The 22,442-nt window shown below is 73.1% G+C and carries 19 protein-coding genes; 9 read left to right on the top strand and 10 right to left on the bottom strand.

Annotated elements, in window-relative coordinates; translation table 11 throughout:
- Nucleotides 1-95 precede the first annotated feature (95 nt).
- Entirely contained in the window at nt 96-902 is an 807-nt protein-coding gene (locus tag ETU37_RS16275; RefSeq protein ID WP_129988389.1) for a helix-turn-helix transcriptional regulator, read from the bottom strand.
- Between the two features lie 126 nt (nt 903-1,028).
- On the opposite strand from ETU37_RS16275, the gene ETU37_RS16270 reads away from it, so the two are divergent.
- On the top strand, nt 1,029-1,799 hold the full coding sequence (locus ETU37_RS16270; RefSeq protein WP_129988388.1) for a phytanoyl-CoA dioxygenase family protein: 771 nt from the start codon (nt 1,029-1,031) through the stop codon (nt 1,797-1,799).
- A gap of 90 nt (nt 1,800-1,889) precedes the next feature.
- Here ETU37_RS16270 and ETU37_RS16265 read toward each other — a convergent pair whose 3' ends face one another.
- The gene (locus tag ETU37_RS16265; protein WP_129988387.1) at nt 1,890-4,451 is read right to left on the bottom strand and encodes a heterodisulfide reductase-related iron-sulfur binding cluster; all 2,562 of its coding nucleotides are present in this window, start codon (nt 4,449-4,451) and stop codon (nt 1,890-1,892) included.
- A 174-nt stretch (nt 4,452-4,625) separates the two neighbouring features.
- Between ETU37_RS16265 and ETU37_RS16260 the strand changes: the two genes are divergently transcribed.
- Entirely contained in the window at nt 4,626-4,955 is a 330-nt protein-coding gene (locus tag ETU37_RS16260) for an ArsR/SmtB family transcription factor (protein ID WP_129988386.1), read from the top strand.
- A complete protein-coding gene (locus ETU37_RS16255) occupies nt 4,955-5,485 on the top strand; it encodes an SRPBCC domain-containing protein (protein WP_129988385.1) in 531 nt (176 codons plus the stop codon). Before ETU37_RS16260 ends, ETU37_RS16255 begins: the two co-directional genes overlap by 1 nt.
- A 25-nt stretch (nt 5,486-5,510) precedes the next feature.
- Here the strand turns inward: ETU37_RS16255 and ETU37_RS16250 are convergent, their stop codons facing one another.
- From ETU37_RS16250 to ETU37_RS16235, 4 genes are all read right to left on the bottom strand, one after another.
- Nucleotides 5,511-6,836 carry a ferredoxin reductase family protein gene (locus ETU37_RS16250; protein WP_129988384.1) on the bottom strand — a complete coding sequence of 442 codons (1,326 nt, stop codon included), beginning with the start codon at nt 6,834-6,836 and terminating at the stop codon, nt 5,511-5,513.
- A gap of 95 nt (nt 6,837-6,931) precedes the next feature.
- Complete coding sequence (locus ETU37_RS16245; protein WP_129988383.1) at nt 6,932-9,610, bottom strand: amidohydrolase family protein; 2,679 nt, start codon at nt 9,608-9,610, stop codon at nt 6,932-6,934.
- A 29-nt stretch (nt 9,611-9,639) separates the two neighbouring features.
- Nucleotides 9,640-10,401, bottom strand: coding sequence for an IclR family transcriptional regulator (locus tag ETU37_RS16240; RefSeq protein WP_129988382.1), 762 nt, complete (start codon nt 10,399-10,401; stop codon nt 9,640-9,642).
- Nucleotides 10,398-11,267, bottom strand: a complete 870-nt coding sequence (locus tag ETU37_RS16235) for a GNAT family N-acetyltransferase (protein ID WP_129988381.1) — start codon at nt 11,265-11,267, stop codon at nt 10,398-10,400. The genes ETU37_RS16240 and ETU37_RS16235 overlap by 4 nt, the downstream gene beginning before the upstream one ends.
- 87 nt (nt 11,268-11,354) lie before the next feature.
- On the opposite strand from ETU37_RS16235, the gene hutH reads away from it, so the two are divergent.
- Both hutH and hutU read left to right on the top strand, forming a co-directional pair.
- Nucleotides 11,355-12,950 (top strand): histidine ammonia-lyase, encoded by a 1,596-nt coding sequence (gene hutH / locus ETU37_RS16230; RefSeq protein WP_129988380.1) that lies wholly within the window; start codon nt 11,355-11,357, stop codon nt 12,948-12,950.
- On the top strand, nt 12,947-14,662 hold the full coding sequence (gene hutU / locus ETU37_RS16225) for a urocanate hydratase (protein WP_129988379.1): 1,716 nt from the start codon (nt 12,947-12,949) through the stop codon (nt 14,660-14,662). The genes hutH and hutU overlap by 4 nt, the downstream gene beginning before the upstream one ends.
- Here the strand turns inward: hutU and ETU37_RS16220 are convergent.
- Together ETU37_RS16220 and ETU37_RS16215 are read right to left on the bottom strand one after the other, a co-directional pair.
- Nucleotides 14,659-15,273, bottom strand: coding sequence for a DnaJ family domain-containing protein (locus ETU37_RS16220; protein ID WP_240755780.1), 615 nt, complete (start codon nt 15,271-15,273; stop codon nt 14,659-14,661). The two genes, hutU and ETU37_RS16220, sit on opposite strands and share 4 nt — an antisense overlap.
- 21 nt (nt 15,274-15,294) lie before the next feature.
- Entirely contained in the window at nt 15,295-15,930 is a 636-nt protein-coding gene (locus tag ETU37_RS16215) for a nitroreductase family protein (protein ID WP_129988378.1), read from the bottom strand.
- Between the two features lie 10 nt (nt 15,931-15,940).
- On the opposite strand from ETU37_RS16215, the gene ETU37_RS16210 reads away from it, so the two are divergent.
- Nucleotides 15,941-17,140 carry an allantoate amidohydrolase gene (locus tag ETU37_RS16210; RefSeq protein WP_240755779.1) on the top strand — a complete coding sequence of 400 codons (1,200 nt, stop codon included), beginning with the start codon at nt 15,941-15,943 and terminating at the stop codon, nt 17,138-17,140.
- A 17-nt stretch (nt 17,141-17,157) separates the two neighbouring features.
- Here the strand turns inward: ETU37_RS16210 and ETU37_RS16205 are convergent, their stop codons facing one another.
- The gene (locus ETU37_RS16205) at nt 17,158-17,436 is read right to left on the bottom strand and encodes a DUF1540 domain-containing protein (protein WP_240755778.1); all 279 of its coding nucleotides are present in this window, start codon (nt 17,434-17,436) and stop codon (nt 17,158-17,160) included.
- 80 nt (nt 17,437-17,516) lie between these two features.
- Here ETU37_RS16205 and ETU37_RS16200 point away from each other — a divergent pair, with 80 nt between their 5' ends.
- Nucleotides 17,517-18,818, top strand: a complete 1,302-nt coding sequence (locus ETU37_RS16200; protein WP_129988376.1) for a formimidoylglutamate deiminase — start codon at nt 17,517-17,519, stop codon at nt 18,816-18,818.
- Nucleotides 18,815-19,966: an imidazolonepropionase gene (gene hutI, locus ETU37_RS16195; protein WP_129988375.1), complete on the top strand. Its 1,152-nt coding sequence runs from the start codon at nt 18,815-18,817 to the stop codon at nt 19,964-19,966. Before ETU37_RS16200 ends, hutI begins: the two co-directional genes overlap by 4 nt.
- Here the strand turns inward: hutI and ETU37_RS16190 are convergent.
- Nucleotides 19,963-20,841, bottom strand: coding sequence for a winged helix-turn-helix transcriptional regulator (locus ETU37_RS16190; protein ID WP_129988374.1), 879 nt, complete (start codon nt 20,839-20,841; stop codon nt 19,963-19,965). The two genes, hutI and ETU37_RS16190, sit on opposite strands and share 4 nt — an antisense overlap.
- Nucleotides 20,842-20,912: 71 nt before the next feature.
- On the opposite strand from ETU37_RS16190, the gene ETU37_RS16185 reads away from it, so the two are divergent.
- Nucleotides 20,913-22,148 (top strand): MFS transporter, encoded by a 1,236-nt coding sequence (locus tag ETU37_RS16185; RefSeq protein ID WP_206053976.1) that lies wholly within the window; start codon nt 20,913-20,915, stop codon nt 22,146-22,148.
- The last annotated feature ends 294 nt before the right edge of the window (nt 22,149-22,442 follow it).

Genomic DNA, 22,442 nt, shown 5'->3' with positions numbered 1-22,442 from the left:
TCCTCCAGGGGCGGTGGTGCGGCGAGGCCGGATTCAGAAACCGGTTTCTCACACCCCACCAGCCGTGACGCCGGGGTGTCAAGGGCCGGGGTCGCTCAGCCGCGCCGGTAGTCGCGCGGGGCCACGCCGTACATCGCGCGGAACCGGCGCGAGAGGTGGAACTCGTCGGCGAAGCCCAGCGTGCGCGCGATCTCGCGGTGCGTCATGTCGGTCAGCCGGAGCAGGGTGGCGGCGGTCTGCAGGCGTCGGCTGGTGCGGTACGTCGAGGGTGGCTGGCCGACCTGGGCGGTGAACCGGCGGCGGAACGTGTCGTAGCTCAGCCCGGCTTCGCCGGCGAGCTCGTCCAGGTCGAGCGCGGCCGTCTGGTCGTCAGTGAGCCGTGCGGCGGCGAGCGCGATCTCCGGGGTGAGCTCGCGCTCGTCCGGCGCCGCGTCGGCGTCCTGCACGTCCACGAGCCAGTCGGCCAGGGCGAGGAGCTGGTGCTCGGCGGCGCGCTCGGACTGAGGGGGCTTGCGCAGCAGGAGCCGCAGCGCCTCGACGGGTGGCGCCGGCCGGGGGTACCGCGGGCCGGTCCCGGACAGCAGGCCGAGGTCCGCCAGGGAGTCGAACAGGGGCCCGGAGAACACGGCGAAGAGCTCGGTCCAGCGCCGGCCGGGGGTCGTGCCGTAGGTGTGCGGGAACCCCGGCGCCACCAGGGTGTGCGCGCCGGGGCCGAGCGCCTCGTCCCGGCCGTCGCCGTCGCGGTAGTGCCCCTCGCCGTCGACCACGACGGACAGCACCCACGCGTCCATCGTGCGCAGGCTGCGCGGCATGATCGGCTCGTCGTCGAGCACCTCGCCGGCCAGCACGAGCCGGCCGAGCCGGGTGACCGGGCCGTCGGAGACCGCGACGACGCTGCGCATGCCGCGACCCTAGCCGCGCCAGAACGTTCATGTCCGGTCCGGATCGCGCCATTCCCCGCCGTACGCCGTGCTGCCTAGCGTCGTGGACGTCAGCACCTCAAGCACTGCCCCTGTCTCGGAGGACCCATGACCACCACGACCGACACCCGCGCCTCACTGGTGACGCCGGAGATGCTCGAGCAGTACCGCACCGAGGGCTACTTCGTGCTGCCCGGCGTGCTCGGCGAGGAGGAGCTCGAGCTGCTGCGCAGCGGCGCGCAGTTCTCGATCGACAAGCTCGACGCGGCGATGGACGAGGCCGGCGTCGACCGGATCGGCATCAACGCGCGCGGCAAGCGCTACTTCAGCAACTTCATCTACCACGACCGGCCGGAGCTGCGGCGGTTCCTGTTCGGCGACACCATGGCCGACATCTGCCGGGCCGTGCTCGGCGACAGCGCCTACCTGTTCTGGGAGCAGTACGTCATCAAGGCCGGCGACCCCGACACGTCGTTCGCCTGGCACCAGGACTCGGGGTACGTCCACGAGGACCACGAGCCGTACCTCACCTGCTGGATCGCGCTCGACGACGTCACCGAGGAGAACGGCTCGGTGTACCTGCTGCCGTACTCCCGCTCGGGAATCCGCTCCTACATCAAGCACGTCGCGGACCCGGTGACCAACGACCAGGTCTGCTACTTCGGCTCCGACCCGGGCATGCCGGTGACCGCGCCGGCCGGATCGATCGTGTGCTTCTCGTCGGTCGTCATCCACCGGAGCGGCGCGAACACGACCGACCGGATGCGCCGGGTCTACCTCGCGCAGTACTCCAGCGAGGTCATCCCGGCCAAGGGCAGCACCGAGCCGCAGGGCTCGTTCGAGAGGTTCCTCGACGGCGGCGAGGTCGTCGCGGAGTGAGCTGTCGGTTTCCCACCATCTGGTGGGAAACCAGCGCGCCCCACGCGAAACTTCGCACCGGATGCGGCAGTTTCGCGTGGGGAGCGTGCCTCAGAAGAGGGTGTCGTCCCGCTTCTCGTCCTTGTCTGCCTGGACCGCGGCGTCGTCCTCGGGCTCGGTCGAGGAGTCGGGCTCGTCGGACGTGGCCGGGTCGGGCTCGGTGACATCGGCCGGCTCGGTCTCTGCGGCCGGATCCTCCGGCGTCGGGGTCGGCTCCTCGCTCGCCTCCGCGGCAGGGCCCACCTCGCTCGGCTCGGTCACCGTGTCCTCGGTCTGCGTGACGTCCTCGGGCTCCGGCTCGGCCTTCACGGCCTCGTCGGTCCCGCTCGACTCGCTGGTCTCCTCGGGCCGGTCGAGCACCGCGGTCGCCGTCGCCGCGGCGACCGGCTCGGGCTCGGCAGCGGCCGGCTCGGCCGGAGCCTGGGGCTTCGGGGCGCGCTTGACCGAGGCGAGCAGCAGCTGCGCCACGTCGAGCACCTCGACCTCCTCGCGGGCCGAGCCGTCGGCCTGCTTGGCGGTGAGCCCGTCGGACAGCATCACCCGGCAGAACGGGCAGCCGGTGGCGATCTGGTCGGCACCGGTCTCCAGGGCCTCGGTCGTGCGGTTCAGGTTGATCCGCTCGCCGAGGTTCTCCTCCATCCACATGCGGGCACCGCCGGCGCCGCAGCAGAAGGACCGCTCGCTGTTGCGCGGCATCTCGGTGAGCTTCGCGTCGGGGATCACGTCGAGCAGCTCGCGCGGCGGGCTGTAGACCTGGTTGTGCCGGCCCAGGTAGCAGGGGTCGTGGTAGGTGACGGACCGCTTCGCGCCGTTGCCGGCGGACCGGTCGGCGACTGGGGTCAGCTTTCCCTCGCGGACGAGCCGGTTGAGCAGCTGCGTGTGGTGCACGACCTCGAGCTCGACGCCGAACTGGGAGTACTCGTTCTTCAGCGTGTTGAAGCAGTGCGCGCAGGTGGAGACGACCTTCTTGACCTTGGTCTCCTTGAACACCTCGGCGTTCTGCATCGCGAGCTGCTGGAACACGAACTCGTTGCCGGCGCGGCGAGCCGGGTCGCCGGTGCAGGTCTCGCCGTCGCCGAGCACGGCGAACGAGACGCCCGCGGTGGTGAGCAGCTCCGCGACCGCGCGGGTGGTCTTCTTGGCGCGGTCCTCGTAGGCGCCGGCGCAGCCGACCCAGAACAGCCAGTCGACCTCGTCGAGGTCCTCGACGTCGACGCCGACCTGCTTGACCTCGAAGTCGAGGTCCTTCGCCCAGTCCATCCGCGCGTTGGGCGACATGTTCCAGGGGTTGCCCTTGTTCTCCAGGCCCTTGAACAGGCCGTTGAGCTCGGACGGGAAGCTCGACTCGATCAGCACCTGGTAGCGGCGCATGTCGACGATGTGGTCGACGTGCTCGATGTCGACCGGGCACTGCTGCACGCAGGCGCCGCAGGACGTGCACGACCACAGCACGTCGGGGTCGATCACCGCGCCGCCGCTCGGCAGCGTCGGGTCGCCCTCGGTGGCGCCGACGAGCTCGCGCTCGGCCGCGGCCTTGACCTCGTCGGGCAGGCCGTCGCGCTCGTCGGGGTCGGCGAGGAGGTACGGCGCCTTGGCGTAGGCGTGGTCGCGGAGGTTGGTGATGAGCAGCTTCGGGGACAGCGGCTTGTCGGTGTTCCACGCCGGGCACTGCGACTGGCAGCGGCCGCACTCGGTGCAGGACGTGAAGTCGAGGATGCCCTTCCAGGCGAAGTCCTCGATGTTGCCGACGCCCATCGCGGCGTCCTCGTCGAGGTCCTCGATGTTCTCGAAGTCGATCGGCTCGCCGTTGACCATCATCGGCTGCAGCCCGCCGAGCGCCGTACCGCCGGTGTCCTTGCGCTTGAAGAAGATGTTGAAGAACGCCGTGAACCGGTGCCACGCGACGCCCATCGTGGTGTTGAGCGAGATGACGATCATCCAGGTGAACGAGATGACGATCTTGAGCATCGCGACGAGGTAGATGGCGTTCTCGACGCCGGTGGTGGACAGGCCGCCGAACGCCTCGCCGAGCCAGAAGGTCAGCGGGAAGTGGAACACCGACGCGTCGCCCTCGTCGGCCACCAGGGCGTACTCGAGGCCGCGGAGCGTGACGATGCAGAGCCCGACGCCGAGGATGACGGCCTCGACGAAGTAGGCCTGCCACATCGTCGAGCCGTAGAAGCGGCCGGTAGTGCCGCGCTCGCGCTCCTTGGGCCGGCTCAGCCGGTAGCCGATGAACGCGACGATCGCGACGAGCATCGCCCAGGTGAAGAGCTCGGTGATCCACTCGTAGAGGAAGAAATGGCCGATCAGCGGCAGCGCGAAGTGCGGGTCGAACAGCTGGCCGAACGCCGTCAGCAGCGTGAAGAACAGCAGCCCGAAGCCGATGAACACGAACCAGTGCCCGACGCCGACCGCCGTCCACTGCAGCATCCGGGTGTGGCCGAGCGACTCCTTGAGGAGCGTCACCGTGCGCGCCTTCGGGTTGCCGGTGCGCGACGCGGTCGGCTGGCCCAGCTTGACCACCGCGATGATGTGCCGGATCGCCTTCACGAACAGGGCGACACCGACGGCGGTGATGGCCAGGGACACCACGATGGCGAAGATCTGCATCAAGTCTCCTCTGCGGCGACGGCTCGCGCGTCGGCTGAGCCTAGTGCCGCGCGGACGGCCGCGTCAGCGGTGAAAGTCACACGGTGCGCCCGCAGCCTACCAACGAGTAACTTTCGGCAAACCTCGTGGCTCGGGTTGACCAACATATGCCGACCGAGGCATATTTTCAGGACGATGAGCACCACGCTGTACGACGCCCTGGCGGACACCACCCGTCGCCGGATCCTCGACCTGCTGCGGCAGGGCGAGCTGCCGGTGAACGACCTGGTGGCGGCGCTCGGCGTCGCGCAGCCCAACGTGTCGAAGCACCTGCGGGCGCTGACCGAGGCCGGCCTCGTGCGGGCGCGGCCGGAGGGTCGGCGGCGGGTGTACGCGCTGCGGCCGGAGCCGCTCCGCGAGCTCGACGTGTGGCTGGCGCCGTACCGCAGGTTCTGGGCCGAGCGGCTCGACGCGCTCGAGGCCCGGCTGGATGCCATGGACGACATGAAAGGCAGTGAGGACTGATGACGACGACCGAGGACGCCCGGCTGGGGCGACTGCTGCCCGACGGCGGTGTGCAGTTCGTGCGGCACCTCAAGCACCAGCCTGCGAAGGTGTGGCGCGCGCTGACCGAAGGGGAGCACCTCGTGCACTGGTTCCCGACCGACCTGGTGGTCGTGGGCGGCGAGCGGGTGCCCGGGGCCGAGCTGGAGCTGCCGTTCTGGCCGCGCCAGGTGGAGCGCTGGCAGATCGACGAGCCGGTGACGCACGGCGAGCTGGTCGCGTGGGAGGAGCCGACGCTGCTGGAGTGGATCTGGGAGGGAGACCGGCTGCGCTGGGAGCTGGAGCCCCACGACGGTGGCACCCGGCTGGTGCTGTCGACGTGGTTCGGTGAACCCGGCGAGGAGTACCTCACCAAGTCCGGCGCCGGCTACCACCTCTGCCTGGCCATGCTCGAGGAGCTGCTGGACACGGGTGAGGTCGGGTACCTCGAGGACGCCAGGATCGCGGCCACCGAGGAGGAGTACCGGGCGGTGGCGACGAGATCCGCGTGAGCGGGGTGGGATCGCGACACGTGTGTCAGACGACCTCGAACCGCTCGGTGTGGATGCGCCCCGCCGGGATGCGGAGCGCGCGCAGCTGCTGCCCGACGGCGGCCACCATGGCCGGCGGACCGCAGAGGAAGTAGTCGTAGTGGCGCGCGTGGCGGGGCAGGACCCGGTCGAGCAGCCGGCCGTCGATCCGTCCGGTCTCCCCGGCCCAGCTCTCGCCGGGGGACTCGATCACCTCGGTCACCCGGACGTCGAGCCCGGTCGTGAGCCCGGCGATCTCCTCGCGCAGCATCAGGTCGTCGAGGCTGCGGGCGCCGACGACGAGATGGTGGCGGCGCTGGTCACCACGGTCACGCAGCGTCCGGAGCATGCTCAGCATCGGGGTGAGCCCGACGCCGCCCGCGATGAACACGAAGCCCGGTGACTTCTCCAGGCCGTCGATAGTGAACCCGCCGTAGGGGCCGTCCAGGTAGACGCGACGCCCCGGGGTCAGCTGGCCGAGCGCGCTGGTGAAGTCGCCCAGCGCCTTGATCGTGAACTCCTTGCGGTGCGGGGTGTGCGCGGTCGAGGCGATCGAGAACGGGTGCTCCTCGAAGGCGAACGGCGAGGAACTCACCTTGAGCCAGGCGAACTGGCCGGCGTGGAAGGGCACGCCGCGGTGCCCGTGCGCCCGCAGCACCAACGTGACCGAGCTGCTCGGACCCGGAGCCACCTCCTCGACGACGTACTGGCGGCGGCGCGCACGCAGCGGCAGCCAGGCCCAGCGGCGAAGTCCGACGAGGACCACGACGATGGCCAGCACGTCGAAGAGGACCGCGATCGAGGTGGTCGCGCGTAGGTGGTTCAGCCACCAGATGTGTAGGAACGCGGCCAGGAAGGTGATCGCGGCCAGGGTCACGTGCACCAACCGCCATCCCTCGTAGCGCGGCTGACGGCGCTTGCGCCACAGCGCGAGCAGCACGGCGGCCGTCAGCGTCAGGGTGGAGACGACCGCCGCCCGGGCCGCCGCGGTGGTGTCGGTGAGGTCGAGGATCGTCAACCCCCGCGGGTCGCTGCCGAGGACCAGGGCGATGTGGGCGACGACGAGCACCGCCAGCGTGACGGCGGCGAGGCGGTGCATCAGCAGCGCGGTCTCGATCCCGAAGGCGGAGACCACGAACGGCAGCCGCGCGATCAGCACCACCGTGACGACCAGCATCGAGAAGGCGAGCAGCCCGGTCACGATGGAGTACCAGGTGGCCAGGGTGGGGGCCGTCTCCAACGACCTCCACGCGAGGGCGAGCGGGACGCCGATGACCGCGAAGTAGGCCACCCACCATCCGATCCGAGCCACCAGGGCACGGGACCCGTGCATCTGTCGAACCTGCCACGGGCCGCGGCGCGGTGTCACCGTCCTGGAGCCGGACCAGCGAACCGGACTGGACCTGTTGCCGTGAACGGCGAGTTCCGTTAGTGGATCCGGGTGAGCCGGCCGCGGTCGTCGAAGGACAGCCAGACCTTCGTGGTCGCACCGGACCTGGTGGTCGCGCAGTAGGTGAAGGTGTCGTCGAGGCGGGCGTGCGGCTGTCCGGCGGTGAGCAGCACCCGGCGGACCGGCGAGCCGACCGGCAGCCTGCGGATCACTCGGGCGTGCTTGGCGACCTCGGGGTCCCGGCAGGCGTCGTTGCCGACACCGACCGCCCGCTCCCACATCTGCAGGTAGGCCTCGGTGCCGCGCGCCATGTCGTCGGCGATCTGCGCGCCCTCGCCCGGCGACTGCGCGTCGGCGACCTTGCGGAGGTCCTCGATCCAGTCGGGGTAGAGGCCGTACTGCGCGACGCCGTCGACGTTGACGTCGTAGACCCGCTGGCCGCTGACGTTCCTGTCGACCGTCACGCCGCCGAGGCCGGTGAAGGGGTAGGTGACCGGGTTCGGCACGTCGGCGCCGCGCGGGTCACCCTGCGCGCCGAGGCCGTTCATGTCGGCGCCGTACCCGAAGCCGAAGTAGTAGCGCGGGTCGGCCCACGACAGGTGCCGCTTCCACTTCTCGACGAAGCCGGTGGAGTCGCCGGCGTACGGCGTGATCGTGCCGCCGAGGCGGTAGATGCGCGGGTAGGCGTCGGGCGTCGACCACGAGTGGCTGGAGACGACGCCGGGGTAGTCGATCTGCTCGAGCAGGTCGAGCGCGGCGTCGCGGCCGGCGACGGACATGTGGTCGGGGTCGAAGATCATGCCGCGCTGCGCGAGCCGGTTGATCAGGTGCCTGCCCAGGTCGGTGAGGCCGCGCCGGTTGCAGTGCTCGGGCGGCCCGTAGAGCGGGGCCGGCTGCACGCCGCTGACCTCGGCGATCGCGCCGAACAGGGCGTCCTGCTGCTCCGGGTCGATGCCGGCCGGGGCGGCGTACTGGGCCTTGTCGTGCTTGCCGTCGGTGCCGGCGCAGTGCTCCATCGCCCAGTAGGAGCCGGTCTCGAGGAAGTTGGCGCTGTTGACCAGCAGCCCGGTCGAGCCCTCGTCGCCGGCGACGCCGGAGAGGGCGTTGTCGAACTTGTTGACCAGCTCCATCTGGCGCACCCCCATCCTGTGCACCTCGGCGAGCTGCCGGTCGATGGTGGCGGCGTCGCACTGGGGGACGTCGGCCTTCATCGTGCAGGTGAACGGCACGGAGGTCTCGATCCCCATGACGACGGCGAGCTTGCCCTCGTTGACGACGCGGCGTGCCTGGAACGGGTTGGTGACGATGCGGTACCAGCCCTCGCCCGGGCCGCCGTACTGCGCGTCGATGTAGCGCTCGAACGCACGCATCTGCCGCGCCTGCAGGCGGATCGAGTCCATGTCGTCGCAGGAGTTCTTCTTCAGCGGGTAGAGCTCGCAGAGCTTGTTGTTCTCGACGAGCAGGTTCACGAACACCCGCAGGCCGCCGCGCCAGGAGCGCTCCATCCACTTCCAGTAGGTGCCCTCGTGGGTGAGCGAGTCAGGCGCCGGCCAGTCCTTGAACGTCGGCCAGCCGACCGGGTCGTGGCCGACGCGCTCGGACAGCGCGGTCTCGAGCAGCGCGCCGTAGCCGCCGGTGGCGCTGTGGTCCGGGCAGTCGACGAGGGCGTACTGCACGCCGTACGGGTCCCACGGCTTGCCGCAGTGGGCGCGTCCGCCGAGGAACTCGAAGGCCATGCCGTGGGTGTGCGCGTCGACGTAGCCGCGGGTCTCCTGGATGGCGGAGACGCCGCGGAACGGGCGACCCTGGACGTTGGTCGTGATCTCGTCCCACGGCGCGCAGCCCGTCGTGGTGCGCAGGGCGAAGCGCTCCGCGTCGGGGCCGAGCACGACCGCGCCGGTGTCGTCGACGGCCAGGCGGTCGCCGCTCGGGAAGCCGAAGGAGTACGTCGTGCCGACCCTTCGTGCGGTCCAGTCGGCGTCGGCACTGGGCTGCGCGGCGGCGGCGACCGACGTGGGCTGCAGCAGCGGCACGCCGGGCTTGCGGGCGGCGAAGGTCTTGTCGCGCCCGAACAGGAGGTACGTCCCGAGGTCGGTCGCCTGGAAGTGGAACGGCTCCGCCTGCGTCTTCGCACCGGCGGTCGCGGCGTAGCCCGCCCCGGCACGGGCGACCCACTGCCCGGTCGTGGTGCTGCGCAGCGCGTAGCAGCCGCCCGCCATCGCGTAGCGGTCCTCGGGGCTGCGCTGCCGGTCGGGCCGCTTGGCGACCGGGACGAGCTCGGGGTCCCTCTCGGCGCGCTGCCGCGCGACGGCCTGCATCCCGGCGAGCCGTTGACCGAGCGTGGTCGGGTCCTCGGTGGCGGGTCCGTCGTCGGCGCTGCGCGACACGGCGTTCTTGGTGGTCGCGTCGGTGTGGCTGTGCCCGTGCCCGTCGTCGAGGCCGGCGTCGGCGAGCGCCTTCGCCTCGGCCTCGGCGTGGGCGCGGAGCGCGTCGGCCCGGCGGGTCTCGCGCACCGCGGCGTCGTACCGCTGGGCGAGGGAGCCGTCACCCGCCCAGCGGTTGGTCGTGGCCTCGGTGGCGGACTCGTCACCGGTGAAGGGGATCCCGTACGTCGGCACGACGACGGCGCTGCCCACCAGCGTGCCGGCGGCGAGCACGGCGGCCGCGACGAGGCGGCGGCGTTGCGGGGCGCGGTCGTCGGGCGCAGGGGTCACCATGCAGGTAGAACGAGTTCCACGCCGGGGGGTTACGTCACCGGTGCGCCGCCGAGCCGTCGGCTCAGTCCCGCGGCGGTACGGCGGACGTGGCCGGCGAGCGACGGCAAGTCCGGCTGCTCGGCCGAGGGGTAGGTGACCGCGACCCCGGCGACGGGGTGCCCGTTGTGGTCGAGCACCGCCGCGGCGACGGAGGCGAACCCCGGCGTCACCTCGCCGTCCTCGACCGCGTGGCCGCGCTGGCGGGTCTCGGCGAGCAGTGCCCGGAGCGCGCTGGGCGACGCGGGCCCGGAGCCGTGGCGGGTGACGAACGCGGCCCGGTCGGGGTAGAGGGCGCGCACCTGGTTGGCCGGCAGCGCCGCGAGCACCGCGCGCCCGCTGGCGGTGAGGTGCGCGGGCAGCCGGACGCCGACGTCGGTGACGAGCGGCGGGCGGCCGGGGGCGCGCTCCTCGACGACGTACAGCACGTCGCGGCCGTGCAGCACCGCGAGGTGCGCGCTCTGGCCGAGCGTGTCGACGAGTGCGGCGAGCGGGCGGCGGGCGATGCGCTGCAGCGGCGCCTGCCGGCTGTAGCCGCTGCCGACCTCGAAGGCCGCGACGCCGAGGCCGTAGCGGTGCTCGTCGGGCAGGTGGGTGACGAAGCCCTCGGCCTCCATCGCGGCCATCAGGTGGTAGGCCGTGGACCGGGGCAGCCCCACCGCCGACGCGAGCCGGTCGAGGCTGACCGGGTCGGGCTGGCTGGCGAGGTAGCGCAGCACCCGCAGCGCGCGGGTCGCCGCGGGGACGTTGCTCATCCCGCTCGCCGCGCGCTCCAGGTGACCGCCGACGGCCGGTAGCCGAGCCGGTCGTTGACCGCCAGCATCGGTGCGTTGGCGTCGTCGTTGCCGGTGCCGCAGCTGGTGATCCCGGCGGCGGCGCAGGCGGCGAGGGCGTGCGCCTTGACCAGGGTGGCGAGGCCGCGGCCGCGGTGCGACGGCAGCGTGCCGGTCATGGCGTTCCAGGCGCGGCCGTGGGCGGCGGTGATCTCGGCGTACGCGACGGGCGTGCCGTCCGCCGTGACGGCCGCCCGGCCGAGGTCGGGCCGGTGCAGCGGGTCGGCCCACTCGGTGGCCAGGAACTCGTCGAGGGGGACCGGCCGGGTGAGTCCGGACGGGTCGTCCAGCGCGACCTCCTGCAGGCAGGCCCAGACGCCCGCGGGGTCGACGTCGGTGAGGGGGACGACGGTGAGGTCGTCGGGGGTCGGCGGCGCGGGAGGCGCGTCGCGCGGGTCGACCGCGGAGATGCGGTGCGACCGCTCGCGGACGAAGCCCCAGTGGTCGCTGACCCCGACCGAGTGGTCGTCGCCGTTCACCACGCCCGCGACGCTGCGGTCGCCGGCGACGCGCAGGACCTGGGCGAGCAGCAGCGTGCCGACGCCGCGACCGCGGTGGTCGACGTGCACCTGGATCATCGCGCGCACCTCGCCCGGCCGGCTGTCGCGCACGCGCGTCAGGCCGAGCACCTGGCCGTCCTCGACGACGACGTAGCGCGCCAGCGTCGCGGGGTGGTGCGCCATGTCGTGGAGCACCGCCTCCTCCGAGCTGACCAGGAACGGGCTGGCGGACATCTGGACCTGCGCCCACCCCTCGGCGGCGCCTCCGGTCGCGAACCTCAGCTGCACGGCGTCACTCTAGCCTTGTCTCGGATCCGAGACAGCGGACGTACGGCGGGCGTGGTGCCGGGGCCGCGGCTGCGGTGGGATGAGGTCATGGTTTCGACAAGCTCAATCACCCGGGACGGCTCGACCACCCGGGACGGCTCGACCACCCGGGTCGTGGTCGTCGGCACCGGTCCCGTGTCGTTCGAGGACGTCGTCGCGGTCGCCCGCGGAGGCGCGGCCGTCGAGCTCGGCGAGGACGCGGTCGCTGCGATCGGGCGGGCGCGCGACGCGGTGGAGACGCTGGCCGCGGCGGCGACGCCGGCGTACGGCATCTCGACCGGGTTCGGCGCGCTGGCGACCCGGCACATCCCGACCGACCTGCGCGCCCAGCTGCAGCGGTCGCTGGTCCGCTCGCACGCCGCGGGCAGCGGGCCCGAGGTGGAGCGCGAGGTGGTGCGCGCGCTGATGCTGCTGCGCCTCTCGACGCTGGCGACCGGCCACACCGGCGTCCGGCTCCGGACCGCGCAGACCCTCGCCGGGATGCTGACCCACGGGATCACGCCGGTCGTGCACGAGTACGGCTCGCTCGGCTGCTCCGGCGACCTCGCGCCGCTCTCGCACTGCGCGCTCGCGCTGATGGGCGAGGGCGACGTCCACGACAAGGACGGTGTGAAGCGCCCTGCGGCGGTCGCGCTCAGCGAGGCCGGCCTGACCCCGGTCGAGCTGGCCGCCAAGGAGGGCCTCGCGCTGATCAACGGCACGGACGGCATGCTCGGCATGCTCGTCATGGCGATCGCCGACCTGCGCAACCTGCTCAAGGCCGTCGACGTCACCGCCGCGATGTCGGTCGAGGCCCAGCTCGCAACCGACCGGGTGTTCGCCGAGGACCTCCAGGCGCTGCGGCCGCACCCCGGCCAGGGCGCGAGCGCGTCCAACCTGCGCCTCCTCCTGGCCGACTCCGGCGTCGTGGCCAGCCACCGCGGGCCGGACTGCAACCGGGTCCAGGACGCGTACTCCCTGCGCTGCTCCCCCCAGGTGCACGGCGCCGCGCGCGACACGGTCGACCACGCCGCGACCGTCGCCGGCCGCGAGCTGACGAGCGCGGTCGACAACCCGGTGGTGCTCGACGACGGCCGGGTCGAGAGCAACGGCAACTTCCACGGGGCGCCGGTCGCCTACGTGCTCGACTTCCTCGCGATCGCGGCGGCCGACGTCGCCTCGATCAGCGAGCGCCGCACCGACCGGTTCCTCGACAAGGCCCGCAACCACGGCCTGCACCCGTTCCTCGCCGACGACCCCGGCGTCGACTCGGGCCACATGATCGCGCAGTACACCCAGGCCGCGATCGTCTCGGAGATGAAGCGCCTCGCGGTGCCCGCCTCGGTCGACTCGATCCCGAGCAGCGCGATGCAGGAGGACCACGTGTCGATGGGCTGGTCGGCCGCGCGCAAGCTGCGCCGGTCGGTCGACGGCCTGGCCCGCGTGGTCGCGATCGAGTACCTCACCGCCGCCCGCGCGCTCGACATGCGCGCGCCGCTGACCCCGTCGCCCGCCACGGGCGCCGCGCTGGCGCTGCTGCGCCGCAACGTCGAGGGGCCGGGTCCCGACCGGCACCTCGCTCCCGAGATCGAGCACGCCTACCAGGACGTCGTCTCCGGCGCCCTGGTCCGCGTGGTCGAGGAGACGATTGGAGAGCTGCAATGAGTAGTGGTCTCGACCCTTCGACAGGCTCAGGACATCGCAAGCTCGACCACCCGAACGAGCCGGGGCCGCGCGAGGTGCGCGCCCCCCGTGGCCCCGAGCTGACCGCCAAGTCGTGGCAGACCGAGGCGCCGCTGCGCATGCTGATGAACAACCTCGACCCGGAGAACGCCGAGCGCCCCGACGACCTCGTCGTGTACGGCGGCACCGGCAAGGCCGCGCGGTCGTGGGCGGCGTACGACGCGATCGTCCGGACGCTCCAGGACCTCGAGGCCGACGAGACGCTGCTGGTGCAGTCGGGCAAGCCGGTCGGCGTGATGCGCACCCACGAGTGGGCGCCGCGCGTGCTGATCGCCAACTCCAACCTCGTCGGCGACTGGGCCAACTGGGAGGAGTTCCGCCGGCTCGAGCACCTCGGGCTGACGATGTACGGCCAGATGACCGCGGGCTCGTGGATCTACATCGGCACCCAGGGCATCCTGCAGGGCACGTTCGAGACGTTCGCGGCGGTGGCCGACAAGCGGTTCGACGGCACCCTCGCCGGGACGATCACGCTGACCGCCGGCCTCGGCGGCATGGGCGGCGCGCAGCCGCTGGCCGTGACGATGAACGACGGCGTGGTCATCTGCATCGAGTGCGACCAGTCGCGGATCACCCGCCGCATCGAGCACCGCTACCTCGACGTGCAGGCCGACAACCTCGACGAGGCCCTGCGGCTCGCGGTCGAGGCGCGCGACGAGCGGCGCCCGCTGTCGATCGGCGTGCTCGGCAACGCCGCCGACATGGTGCCGGCGCTGCTGGCCAAGGAGGCACCGATCGACATCGTCACCGACCAGACCTCGGCGCACGACCCGCTGTACTACCTGCCGACCGGCGTGCCGTTCGACAAGTGGGCGGCGATGCGCGACAAGGACCCGCAGCTGCTCACCGAGAAGGCCCAGGAGTCGATGGCCCGCCACGTCGAGGCGATGGTCGGCTTCCAGGACAAGGGCGCCGAGGTCTTCGACTACGGCAACTCGATCCGCGACGAGGCGCGCAAGGGCGGCTTCGCCCGGGCGTTCGAGTTCCCCGGCTTCGTTCCGGCGTACATCCGGCCGCTGTTCTGCGAGGGCAAGGGCCCGTTCCGCTGGGCCGCGCTGTCCGGCGACCCGGCCGACATCGCCGCGACCGACAAGGCGATCCTCGAGCTCTTCCCCGACAACGAGCGGCTGCGGAAGTGGATCACCATGGCCGGCGAGCGGGTGCACTTCCAGGGTCTGCCGGCGCGGATCTGCTGGCTCGGGTACGGCGAGCGGCACCGGGCGGGCCTGAAGTTCAACGAGATGGTCGCGTCGGGCGAGCTCAAGGGCCCGATCGCGATCGGCCGCGACCACCTCGACTGCGGCTCGGTCGCCTCGCCGTACCGCGAGACCGAGGGGATGCTCGACGGCTCCGACGCCATCGCCGACTGGCCGCTGCTCAACGCGCTGGTCAACACCGCCTCCGGCGCGACCTGGGTCTCGATCCACCACGGCGGCGGTGTCGGCATGGGCCGCTCGATCCACGCCGGCCAGGTCACGGTCGCCGACGGCACCGACCTCGCGGCGCAGAAGATCGAGCGGGTCCTCACCAACGACCCGGGCATGGGCGTGATCCGGCACGTCGACGCGGGCTACGACGACGCGGTCGAGGTCGCGCGTGAGCGCGGCGTGCGTGTCCCGATGCAGGAGGGCTAGTGGGTTGCCCGGCGCTGCCACCAACGGCGGCGCGGGGTCTCGGCCTTCTCGCGCAGCTCGGCGGCGCGCACGACGGCCCGGCGCTCCGCGCGGCGCTGCCGCCAGGCGTTGACCTCGTCCTCGACGTTGCGCGTGGGCGTCACCACGGGCGGACCGCCCTGGAGCTGGCGGCGCGCCTCGACGACACGGCGGTTGAAGTCGGCGAGCGCCTCGCGCACCTGCTCCTCGGTCGCCATCCGGTCGAGCTCCGCGTCGAGCGCGGCGTCCTCGGCGCGCAGGCCGATGGCCGGCGGCGCGATGCCGGTGATCTTCTCGCGCTCGATGAGCCGCTTGGTCCACCAGTCGGGGTCGTGCGTATCCGGCAGCTTCAGCGGCTTGCCCGCTCCGGGCAGGTTGTCGAACTCCCCGCGCGCGATCGCCGCGCGCACCTGACGGTCCACCCACGCGGTCTGCTGGTCGATGCGGGCGCGGGCGCTCTCCTCGGCGGCCTCGTCGGCGGCCTCGACCTCCGGCTCGGGCGCGGCGCCCATCGCCTTGGTCACGGCTGCCTCGCGCAACCGGCGTTCCTCGTCCTGCCACTCGGCCAGGCGGTTGGTCTGCTTGTCGCTCATCGCGTTCACCCCGCCCTCATCCTACGGACGCGCCGTCCAGCGGCCGCGGTGCACCACCTCGCCCGGATCCCGACGCGCCCGTCGCGTCGGGCTGCCCTTCGCGCCGGTCTGCGCGGGGTCGGCCGGCTTGTGGCCGACGGTGATCGCGCCGATCGGGGTGTACGCCGCCGGCACGTCGAACGCCGTGCGGAACGCCTCCATCCTCGCCGGCGGCACGCCGAAGAAGCACGCCCCCAGGCCCTCGTCGACGGCGGTCTGCAGGATCAGCAGCGACGCCATGCCGGTGTCGATGTCCCAGTACGGCACCGGCCAGCGCGACTCGTCCTTGTCGGTCCAGCCCTTGTCGTCCTGGGCGTAGCGCTCGAGGTAGATCTCCTTGCAGGACAGGGGAACCACGATCAACGGCGCCGTCATCATCCCGGTGAGCCAGCCGTCCGGCGCCCCGTCGTCGCCGGCGTCGTCGGAGGTGGCCTCCCAGAACCGGGCGCGGTCCTCGGCAGACTCCAGCACGAGGAACCCCCAGCCCTGGCTGAACCCCGCGCTCGGCGCCCGGACCGCGTTGTCCAGCAGCCGCTCCACCACCGCGGGGTCCACCGGGCGGTCGGGGTCGTAGCTGCGCACCATCCGACGACGACGTACGACATCCTGGAACTCCATGGGAGCCATCGTGACTGACGACTTCGAGCAGATGTGGCGCGACCTGCTCCCGCTGGGCCGGTCGGCGAGCAGCGGCGGGTACTTCCGGCAGCCGTGGACGGCCCCGGAACGGGAGGCGCGGGCGTGGTTCGTCGAGCAGGCCGAGGCGCGCGGGCTCGCCGTCGAGCGCGACGGGCTTGGCAACCTCGTCGCCTGGTGGGGGACCGGCCGCACCGACGCCGTGCTCACCGGGTCGCACCTCGACTCCGTGCTCGACGGCGGTGCGTACGACGGACCGCTGGGCGTCGTGTCGGCGCTGGCCGCCGTCGACGTGCTGCGCGGTCGCGGGTTCGAGCCGCGCCGGCCGGTCGCGGTCGGCGCGTTCGTCGAGGAGGAGGGCTCGCGCTTCGGCCTGGCCTGCCTCGGCTCCCGGCTGCTCACCGGCGCGACGTCGTGGGAGACGGCCCGGGTGCTGCGCGACCGTGAGGGTCTCGCGCTCGAGGACGCGCTGGCCGACGAGGGGCTCGACGGCTCGCGCGGCACCTGGCTCGACGGGGTCGCGACGTTCGTCGAGCTGCACGTCGAGCAGGGCCGCGACCTTGTCGACCGCGACGAGGCGGTGGGCGTGGCCAGCGCGATCTGGCCGCACGGGCGCTACCGGTTCGACTTCGCGGGCGAGGCCAACCACGCCGGCACCACCCGGATGGAGGACCGGCGCGACCCGATGCTCAGCTATGCGATGACCGCGCTGGCCGCCAACAAGCAGGCCCGGGTCTCCGGGCAGCGCGCGACGTTCGGACGGGTCGACGTACGCCCCAACGGCACCAACGCCGTCCCCTCCCACGTGACCGCGTGGCTCGACGCGCGCGCCGAGTCGTCGACCGCGCTGGAGCAGCTGCTCGCCGACGTCGAGCGGCAGGCGCAAGAACGCGCCGGCCGGGACGGCACGTCGCTCACGGTGACCGCCGAGTCGGTGTCACCCGAGGTGGCGTTCGACCCCGCCCTCGCCGCGCGGATCGCGGAGCCGCACCGCTGGCCGGTCATCCCGACCATGGCCGGCCACGACGCAGGCGTGCTGTCCGCGGCGGGCGTCCCGACCGCGATGCTGTTCGTCCGCAACCCGACCGGCGTCTCGCACAGCCCCGACGAGCACGCCGAGACCGCGGACTGCCTGGCCGGCGTGACCGCGCTCGCGGACACGCTGGCGCTGCTGTCAGGCGGTGAGCAGTGACCGGGTCAGCGCGCGCTTCAGCGCGCGCTGAAGGTCAGGCAGTCGGCGACGTCCGCCCCCGGACCCACCTCGACGTCGTGGGCGGTGCACTCCAGGGCGGAGTTGTGCACGCAGTCGGTCCGGTGGCACGCCCCCACCGTCGCGGTGCTGTCCGCGCCGCCCTTGGCATCGGTGTGGACGTACGTCCCGCACGCCGACGACGAGCCGGTCACCGTGATCGCTCCGGCGTGGCAGTCGTGGTCGTGGTTGTACGAGCAGCCGTCGACGCTGCAGGTGCTGACGAGGGGGAGGCTCATGGTCGTCATGGTGCCCACGGTGCCCCTGCCGCGGCGCGCCGTCCACCCCTGTCTGGCGCACCCGACGGGAGGATGGCCGCATGAGCGGGTGGTGGTTGGAGCGTGCGCTGCTGCCCGACGGGGTCGTCGAGGGGGTGCGGGTCGAGGTCGAGGACGGCCGGTTCGCCGCGGTGAACCACGGCGGTGCCGACGGCGCGGAACGCCTTGCCGGCTTGACGATTCCTGGTCTCGCCAACTGCCACAGCCACGCGTTCCATCGCGCGCTGCGCGGCCGGACGCAGGAGGACCGCGGCACGTTCTGGACCTGGCGCGAGCAGATGTACGCCGTCGCCGCGCGGCTCGACCCCGACGGCTACCTCGCCCTGGCCCGCGCGACGTACCGCGAGATGGCGCTGGCGGGCATCACCTCCGTGGGCGAGTTCCACTACCTCCACCACGGCCCCGACGGCACGCCGTACGACGACCCGAACGCGATGGGCCACGCGCTCGTCGAGGCCGGCCGGCAGGCCGGGGTGCGGGTCGTGCTGCTCGACACCTGCTACCTCGCGGCCGGCATCGGTCGGGAGCCCGAGGGCGTGCAGCGCCGGTTCAGCGACGGGACGGCCGAGGCGTGGGCGGAACGGGTCGAGGCGCTCGACGTGCCGCACCGGGGCGCGGCGGTCCACTCCGTCCGCGCGGTCCCGCGCGAGCAGGTGCCGCTCGTCGCGGCCTGGGCGTCTCGGCACGAGGCGCCGCTGCACGTGCACCTGTCGGAGCAGGTCGCCGAGAACGACCAGTGCCTCGACGCCTACGGCATCACGCCCACCGCGCTGCTCGGCGAGGCGGGCGCGCTGGGCGACCGGACGTCGGCCGTGCACGCCACCCACCTGACCGCCGGCGACGTCGCGGTGCTGGGGGAGTCGCGGACGTACGCCTGCTTCTGCCCGACCACCGAGCGGGACCTCGGCGACGGGATCGGCCCGTCGCGGCAGCTGCACGAGGCCGGGGCGCCGCTCACCCTCGGCTCCGACAGCCACGCGGTGGTCGACCTGTTCGAGGAGATGCGCGCGGTCGAGCTCGACGAGCGGCTCGCCAGCGAGCAGCGCGGGCACTGGGCGTCCGGCGAGCTGCTCGCGGCCGCCACGTCCGTCGGCCACCGCTCGCTCGGCCTCGCCGACGCCGGCCGGATCGAGGTGGGGGCGCGGGCCGACCTGGTCACGCTCGACACCACGAGCCCGCGCACGGCGGGGACCGGCGCAGGGGAGGCCACGGCCGTGTTCGCCGCGACCGCCGCCGACGTCGTCCACGTCGTCGCCGACGGCGTCGTGGTCGCCACGGCCGACGACCGGCGCGACGTGGGCGCCGAGCTGGACGCCGTCATCCGGAAGGTATGGGACGCATGACCTCGCTGCTGCTGACCGGTGTCGCCGAGCTGACCTCGCACGACCCGGAGCACGGGCACGCCCCGCTGCCCGACGCCGCGGTCGTCGTCGAGTCCGGCCGCGTCGCCTGGACCGGTTCCGCCCGCAGCGCGCCCGCGGCCGATGCGTCGTACGACGTGGGTGGTCGGGCGGTCGTCCCGGGCTTCGTCGACTCGCACTCGCACCTGGTGTTCGCCGGCGACCGGGCGCAGGAGTTCGCGGCCCGGATGACCGGGACGCCGTACTCCGCCGGCGGGATCCGCACCACCGTCGCCGCCACGCGTGCCGCGACCGACGAGCAGCTGACCGCCAACGTCGCGCGGCTGGTGGACGAGATGCGGCGGCAGGGGACGACGACGGTCGAGGTGAAGAGCGGTTACGGCCTGAGCGTGCGCGACGAGGCGCGCAGCCTCGCGGTCGCGCGGCAGTTCACCGAGGAGACGACGTTCCTCGGCGCGCACGTGGTGCCGGAGGGGACGACGCCGGAGGAGTACGTCGACCTCGTCACCGGTCCGATGCTCGAGGCCTGCGCGCCGCACGCGCGGTGGGTGGACGTGTTCTGCGAGCGCGGCGCCTTCGACGTCGACCAGACGCGGGCCGTGCTCGCCGCCGGGGCGGTCGCCGGGCTGCGCGGCCGGCTGCACGCCAACCAGCTCGGCCCCGGTCCCGGCGTGCAGCTCGCCTGCGAGCTCGGCCTGGTCGCGGTCGACCACTGCACGTACCTCGACGACTCCGACGTCGCCGCCCTCGCCGACACCGGCACGGTCGCGACGCTGCTGCCGGGTGTGGAATTCTCCACCCGCTCGCCGTACCCCGACGCCCGGCGGCTCCTTGACGCCGGCGTCCGCGTCGCGCTCGCGAGCGACTGCAACCCGGGGTCCTGCTACACGTCCTCGATGCCGCTGTGCGTGGCGCTCGCCGTGCGGGAGATGGGGATGTCGCCGGTCGAGGCCGTGCGGGCCGCGACCCTCGGCGGCGCCGAGGCGCTCGACCGGGACGACGTCGGCCACCTGCGCGTCGGGGCCCGTGCCGACCTGGTCGTGCTGGAGGCGCCGTCGGCGATCCACCTCGCCTACCGGCCGGGGGTGCCGCTGGTGCGGGAGGTGTACGTCGGCGGCCGGCGGGTCTAGCCGGCGAGCTCGCGGACCGCGCTCAACATCTCGGTGACGGACCCGGCCGGGTCGGTGATCGGCATCTGCGCGTGCCGGACCGTGCCGGTGGGATCGAGCAGCAGCGTCTGGCGCTTGTAGCGGTCGGTGCCGGCCACCCGGAACGCCGGCAGCCGCATCGCCGTACCCACCCGGAGGTCGACGTCGGACAGCAGCCGGAACGGCAGCCCGGCGTGCTCGGCGAACGCCGCCTGCTGGTCGGTGCGCTGCGAGCTGACCCCGACGACCTCGGCGCCTGCGGCGACGAACTCGTCGTGGTGCGTGGCGTACGTCGTCGACTCGAGCGTGCAGCCGGCCGCGCCGGGGATGTCGCCCCAGCCGGCGGGGTAGGCCTGCGCGCCCGGGGCGAACGCACCGGGGAAGAAGTAGACGACGCGCCACCCTTCGGCCGGCCGGAGCCGCACCTCGTCTCCCGTGTGCGCGGGCAGGCCGACGTCGGCGACCCGGTGGCCGACGAGGTCGTGCACGCGCTGCGCCTCGGCCGAGGAGGCCGCGGCCGTCGCGGTCACGGCGCCGTCGCCGAGCACGTGCCGGTCGCCGAACTCCTGCAGCGCGAGCAGCACCGGCAGCAGGCCCTCGCCCTTGGCGGTGAGGAGGTAGTCGTGGCGCGGCGGCCGCTCGCTGTACGGCGTGCGCACGAGGACGCCGTGCTCGACGAGGTGGGTCAACCGCTCGGTGAGAGCCCTGCGGCTGATGCCGAGCGCGGCCTGGATGCCGTCGAAGCGGGTCGTGCCGCCGGCCACCTCGCGCACGACGAGGAACGTCCACCAGTCGCCGACGACGCCCAGCGCCTGGGCGATGCCACAGGTCGCGTCGGTCAGGTCGTCGCGCCTCACGGGTTCCTCCTCACGAGGTCGATCCTCCCGGTTGCGGGTGGTGCGGGGCAGCCTCTATGGTCAGTTCCATTATGGAACTTACACGCGAGCAGCGCGAGTCGTCGGGGACACGGGCGTTCTGGACCTACTGGTCGGCCGGCGCGACCAGCGCGGTCGGGTCGGCGGTCGGTGCGGTCGCGCTGCCGCTGACGGCGCTGCTCGCGCTCGACGCGACCGCGTTCGAGATGGGCGTGATCGCGGCGGCGGCCTACGTCGCCTGGCTCGTCATCGGCCTGCCGGCCGGCGTGATCACCCAGCGGTTGCCGCTGCGGAGGCTCCAGGTCGGGATGGACGTCGCGCGGGCTCTTGCCGTCGCGTCGATCCCGGTCGCCTGGTGGCTGGGGGTGCTGTCGGTCGCGCAGCTCGTCGTGGTCGCTCTCGTCACCAGCTTCGCCAACGTGCTGTTCGACGTGGCCAACTCGACCTTCCTGCCCTCCGTCGTACCCAAGGAGCAGCTGCAGGCCCGCAACTCGCTGATGAGCGGCACGCACGCCGCGAGCCAGCTCGGCGGCCCGTCGCTCGGCGGCGTGTGCGTCTCGCTGCTCGGCGCCGTGCCGACCCTGCTGGTGAACTCCGCGTCGTACGTCGTCTCGGCCGTCCTGCTGCGGCGCCTGCCCGAGCGGCACGTGCCGTCGCCGGACCGGCCGCCGATGCGCGCGATGATCCGCGAGGGCTGGGAGTACGTGACGCGGCACCCGATCATGGGGCCCTGCATGTGGGACGCGACCGCGACGAACTTCGTGTGCGGCGGCCAGATGGCGCTGTTCGCGCTGTACCTCGTGCGCGACCTCGACGCCCCCGCCGCCCTGGTCGGCTTCCTGCTCGCCGCCGAGGGAATCGGCTCGCTCGTCGGCGCCGCCCTCGTGCCCTCGGTCGTCCGTGCGGTGGGGTCCGCCCGGGCCTGTGTCGTCGCGGGCTTCGTGTCCGTCGGCGGGGCGTTCCTGATCCCGGTCGGGAGCGGGGTCGTCGGGTACTTCATGTTCGCCCTCGGCAACGTCGTCTTCGCCGGCGGCGTGGTCGTGCTCTCGACCTGCACCCGCACGTACCGCCAGATCGCCAGCCCGCCCGAGATGCTCTCGCGGGTGATGGCCACGGTGCGGTTCGTCTCGTGGGGCGCCATCCCGCTCGGCGGCCTCGCCGCGGGCGCCCTCGCGACCTGGCTGGGTGCCCGGGACGCGCTGCTCGTGCTCGCCGCGCTCACCGTGCTGTCGCCGCTGATCCTGCTGGCCAGCCCGGTCCGCCACCTCCGCGACCTGCCCGACCACTGACCCCGCGACCCGGCTCGAACCTCCCGCCGTGGGGCGCCGACCCGGCTCGGACCTCCCGCCGTGGGGCGCCGACCCGGCTCGAACCTCCCGCGGTGAGGCGCCGACCCGGCTCGGACCTCCCGCGGTGAGGCGCCGACCCGGCTCGGACCTCCCGCCGGGAGAGCTCGAGTCGGCGTGTCCTGCCCCCTCAGACGTGCCGAGTCGGCGCATCTTGCCCTCCTGGCGCCGCCGAGTCGGCGCATCTTGCCCCTCGTCGCCCGGCCGCGCCGACCGCCGTACAGGGGGCACTTCCCC

The organism is Nocardioides iriomotensis, assembly GCF_004168035.1.
GTDB lineage: Bacteria > Actinomycetota > Actinomycetes > Propionibacteriales > Nocardioidaceae > Nocardioides_B > Nocardioides_B iriomotensis.
The sequence above is the reverse complement of the archived record's forward strand: the minus strand, read 5'-3'. Positions and strand labels throughout refer to the sequence as shown.

Excerpts from the sequence above, each read along its gene's own strand:
- ETU37_RS16275 (WP_129988389.1), bottom strand. The coding sequence starts at position 902 with ATGCGCAGCGTCGTCGCGGTCTCCGACGGCCCGGTCACCCGGCTCGGC.
- ETU37_RS16270 (WP_129988388.1), top strand. The coding sequence starts at position 1,029 with ATGACCACCACGACCGACACCCGCGCCTCACTGGTGACGCCGGAGATG.
- ETU37_RS16265 (WP_129988387.1), bottom strand. The coding sequence starts at position 4,451 with ATGCAGATCTTCGCCATCGTGGTGTCCCTGGCCATCACCGCCGTCGGT.
- ETU37_RS16260 (WP_129988386.1), top strand. The coding sequence starts at position 4,626 with ATGAGCACCACGCTGTACGACGCCCTGGCGGACACCACCCGTCGCCGG.
- ETU37_RS16255 (WP_129988385.1), top strand. The coding sequence starts at position 4,955 with ATGACGACGACCGAGGACGCCCGGCTGGGGCGACTGCTGCCCGACGGC.
- ETU37_RS16250 (WP_129988384.1), bottom strand. The coding sequence starts at position 6,836 with ATGCACGGGTCCCGTGCCCTGGTGGCTCGGATCGGATGGTGGGTGGCC.
- ETU37_RS16245 (WP_129988383.1), bottom strand. The coding sequence starts at position 9,610 with ATGGTGACCCCTGCGCCCGACGACCGCGCCCCGCAACGCCGCCGCCTC.
- ETU37_RS16240 (WP_129988382.1), bottom strand. The coding sequence starts at position 10,401 with ATGAGCAACGTCCCCGCGGCGACCCGCGCGCTGCGGGTGCTGCGCTAC.
- hutH (WP_129988380.1), top strand. The coding sequence starts at position 11,355 with ATGGTTTCGACAAGCTCAATCACCCGGGACGGCTCGACCACCCGGGAC.
- hutU (WP_129988379.1), top strand. The coding sequence starts at position 12,947 with ATGAGTAGTGGTCTCGACCCTTCGACAGGCTCAGGACATCGCAAGCTC.
- ETU37_RS16220 (WP_240755780.1), bottom strand. The coding sequence starts at position 15,273 with ATGAGCGACAAGCAGACCAACCGCCTGGCCGAGTGGCAGGACGAGGAA.
- ETU37_RS16215 (WP_129988378.1), bottom strand. The coding sequence starts at position 15,930 with ATGGAGTTCCAGGATGTCGTACGTCGTCGTCGGATGGTGCGCAGCTAC.
- ETU37_RS16205 (WP_240755778.1), bottom strand. The coding sequence starts at position 17,436 with ATGAGCCTCCCCCTCGTCAGCACCTGCAGCGTCGACGGCTGCTCGTAC.
- ETU37_RS16200 (WP_129988376.1), top strand. The coding sequence starts at position 17,517 with ATGAGCGGGTGGTGGTTGGAGCGTGCGCTGCTGCCCGACGGGGTCGTC.
- hutI (WP_129988375.1), top strand. The coding sequence starts at position 18,815 with ATGACCTCGCTGCTGCTGACCGGTGTCGCCGAGCTGACCTCGCACGAC.
- ETU37_RS16185 (WP_206053976.1), top strand. The coding sequence starts at position 20,913 with ATGGAACTTACACGCGAGCAGCGCGAGTCGTCGGGGACACGGGCGTTC.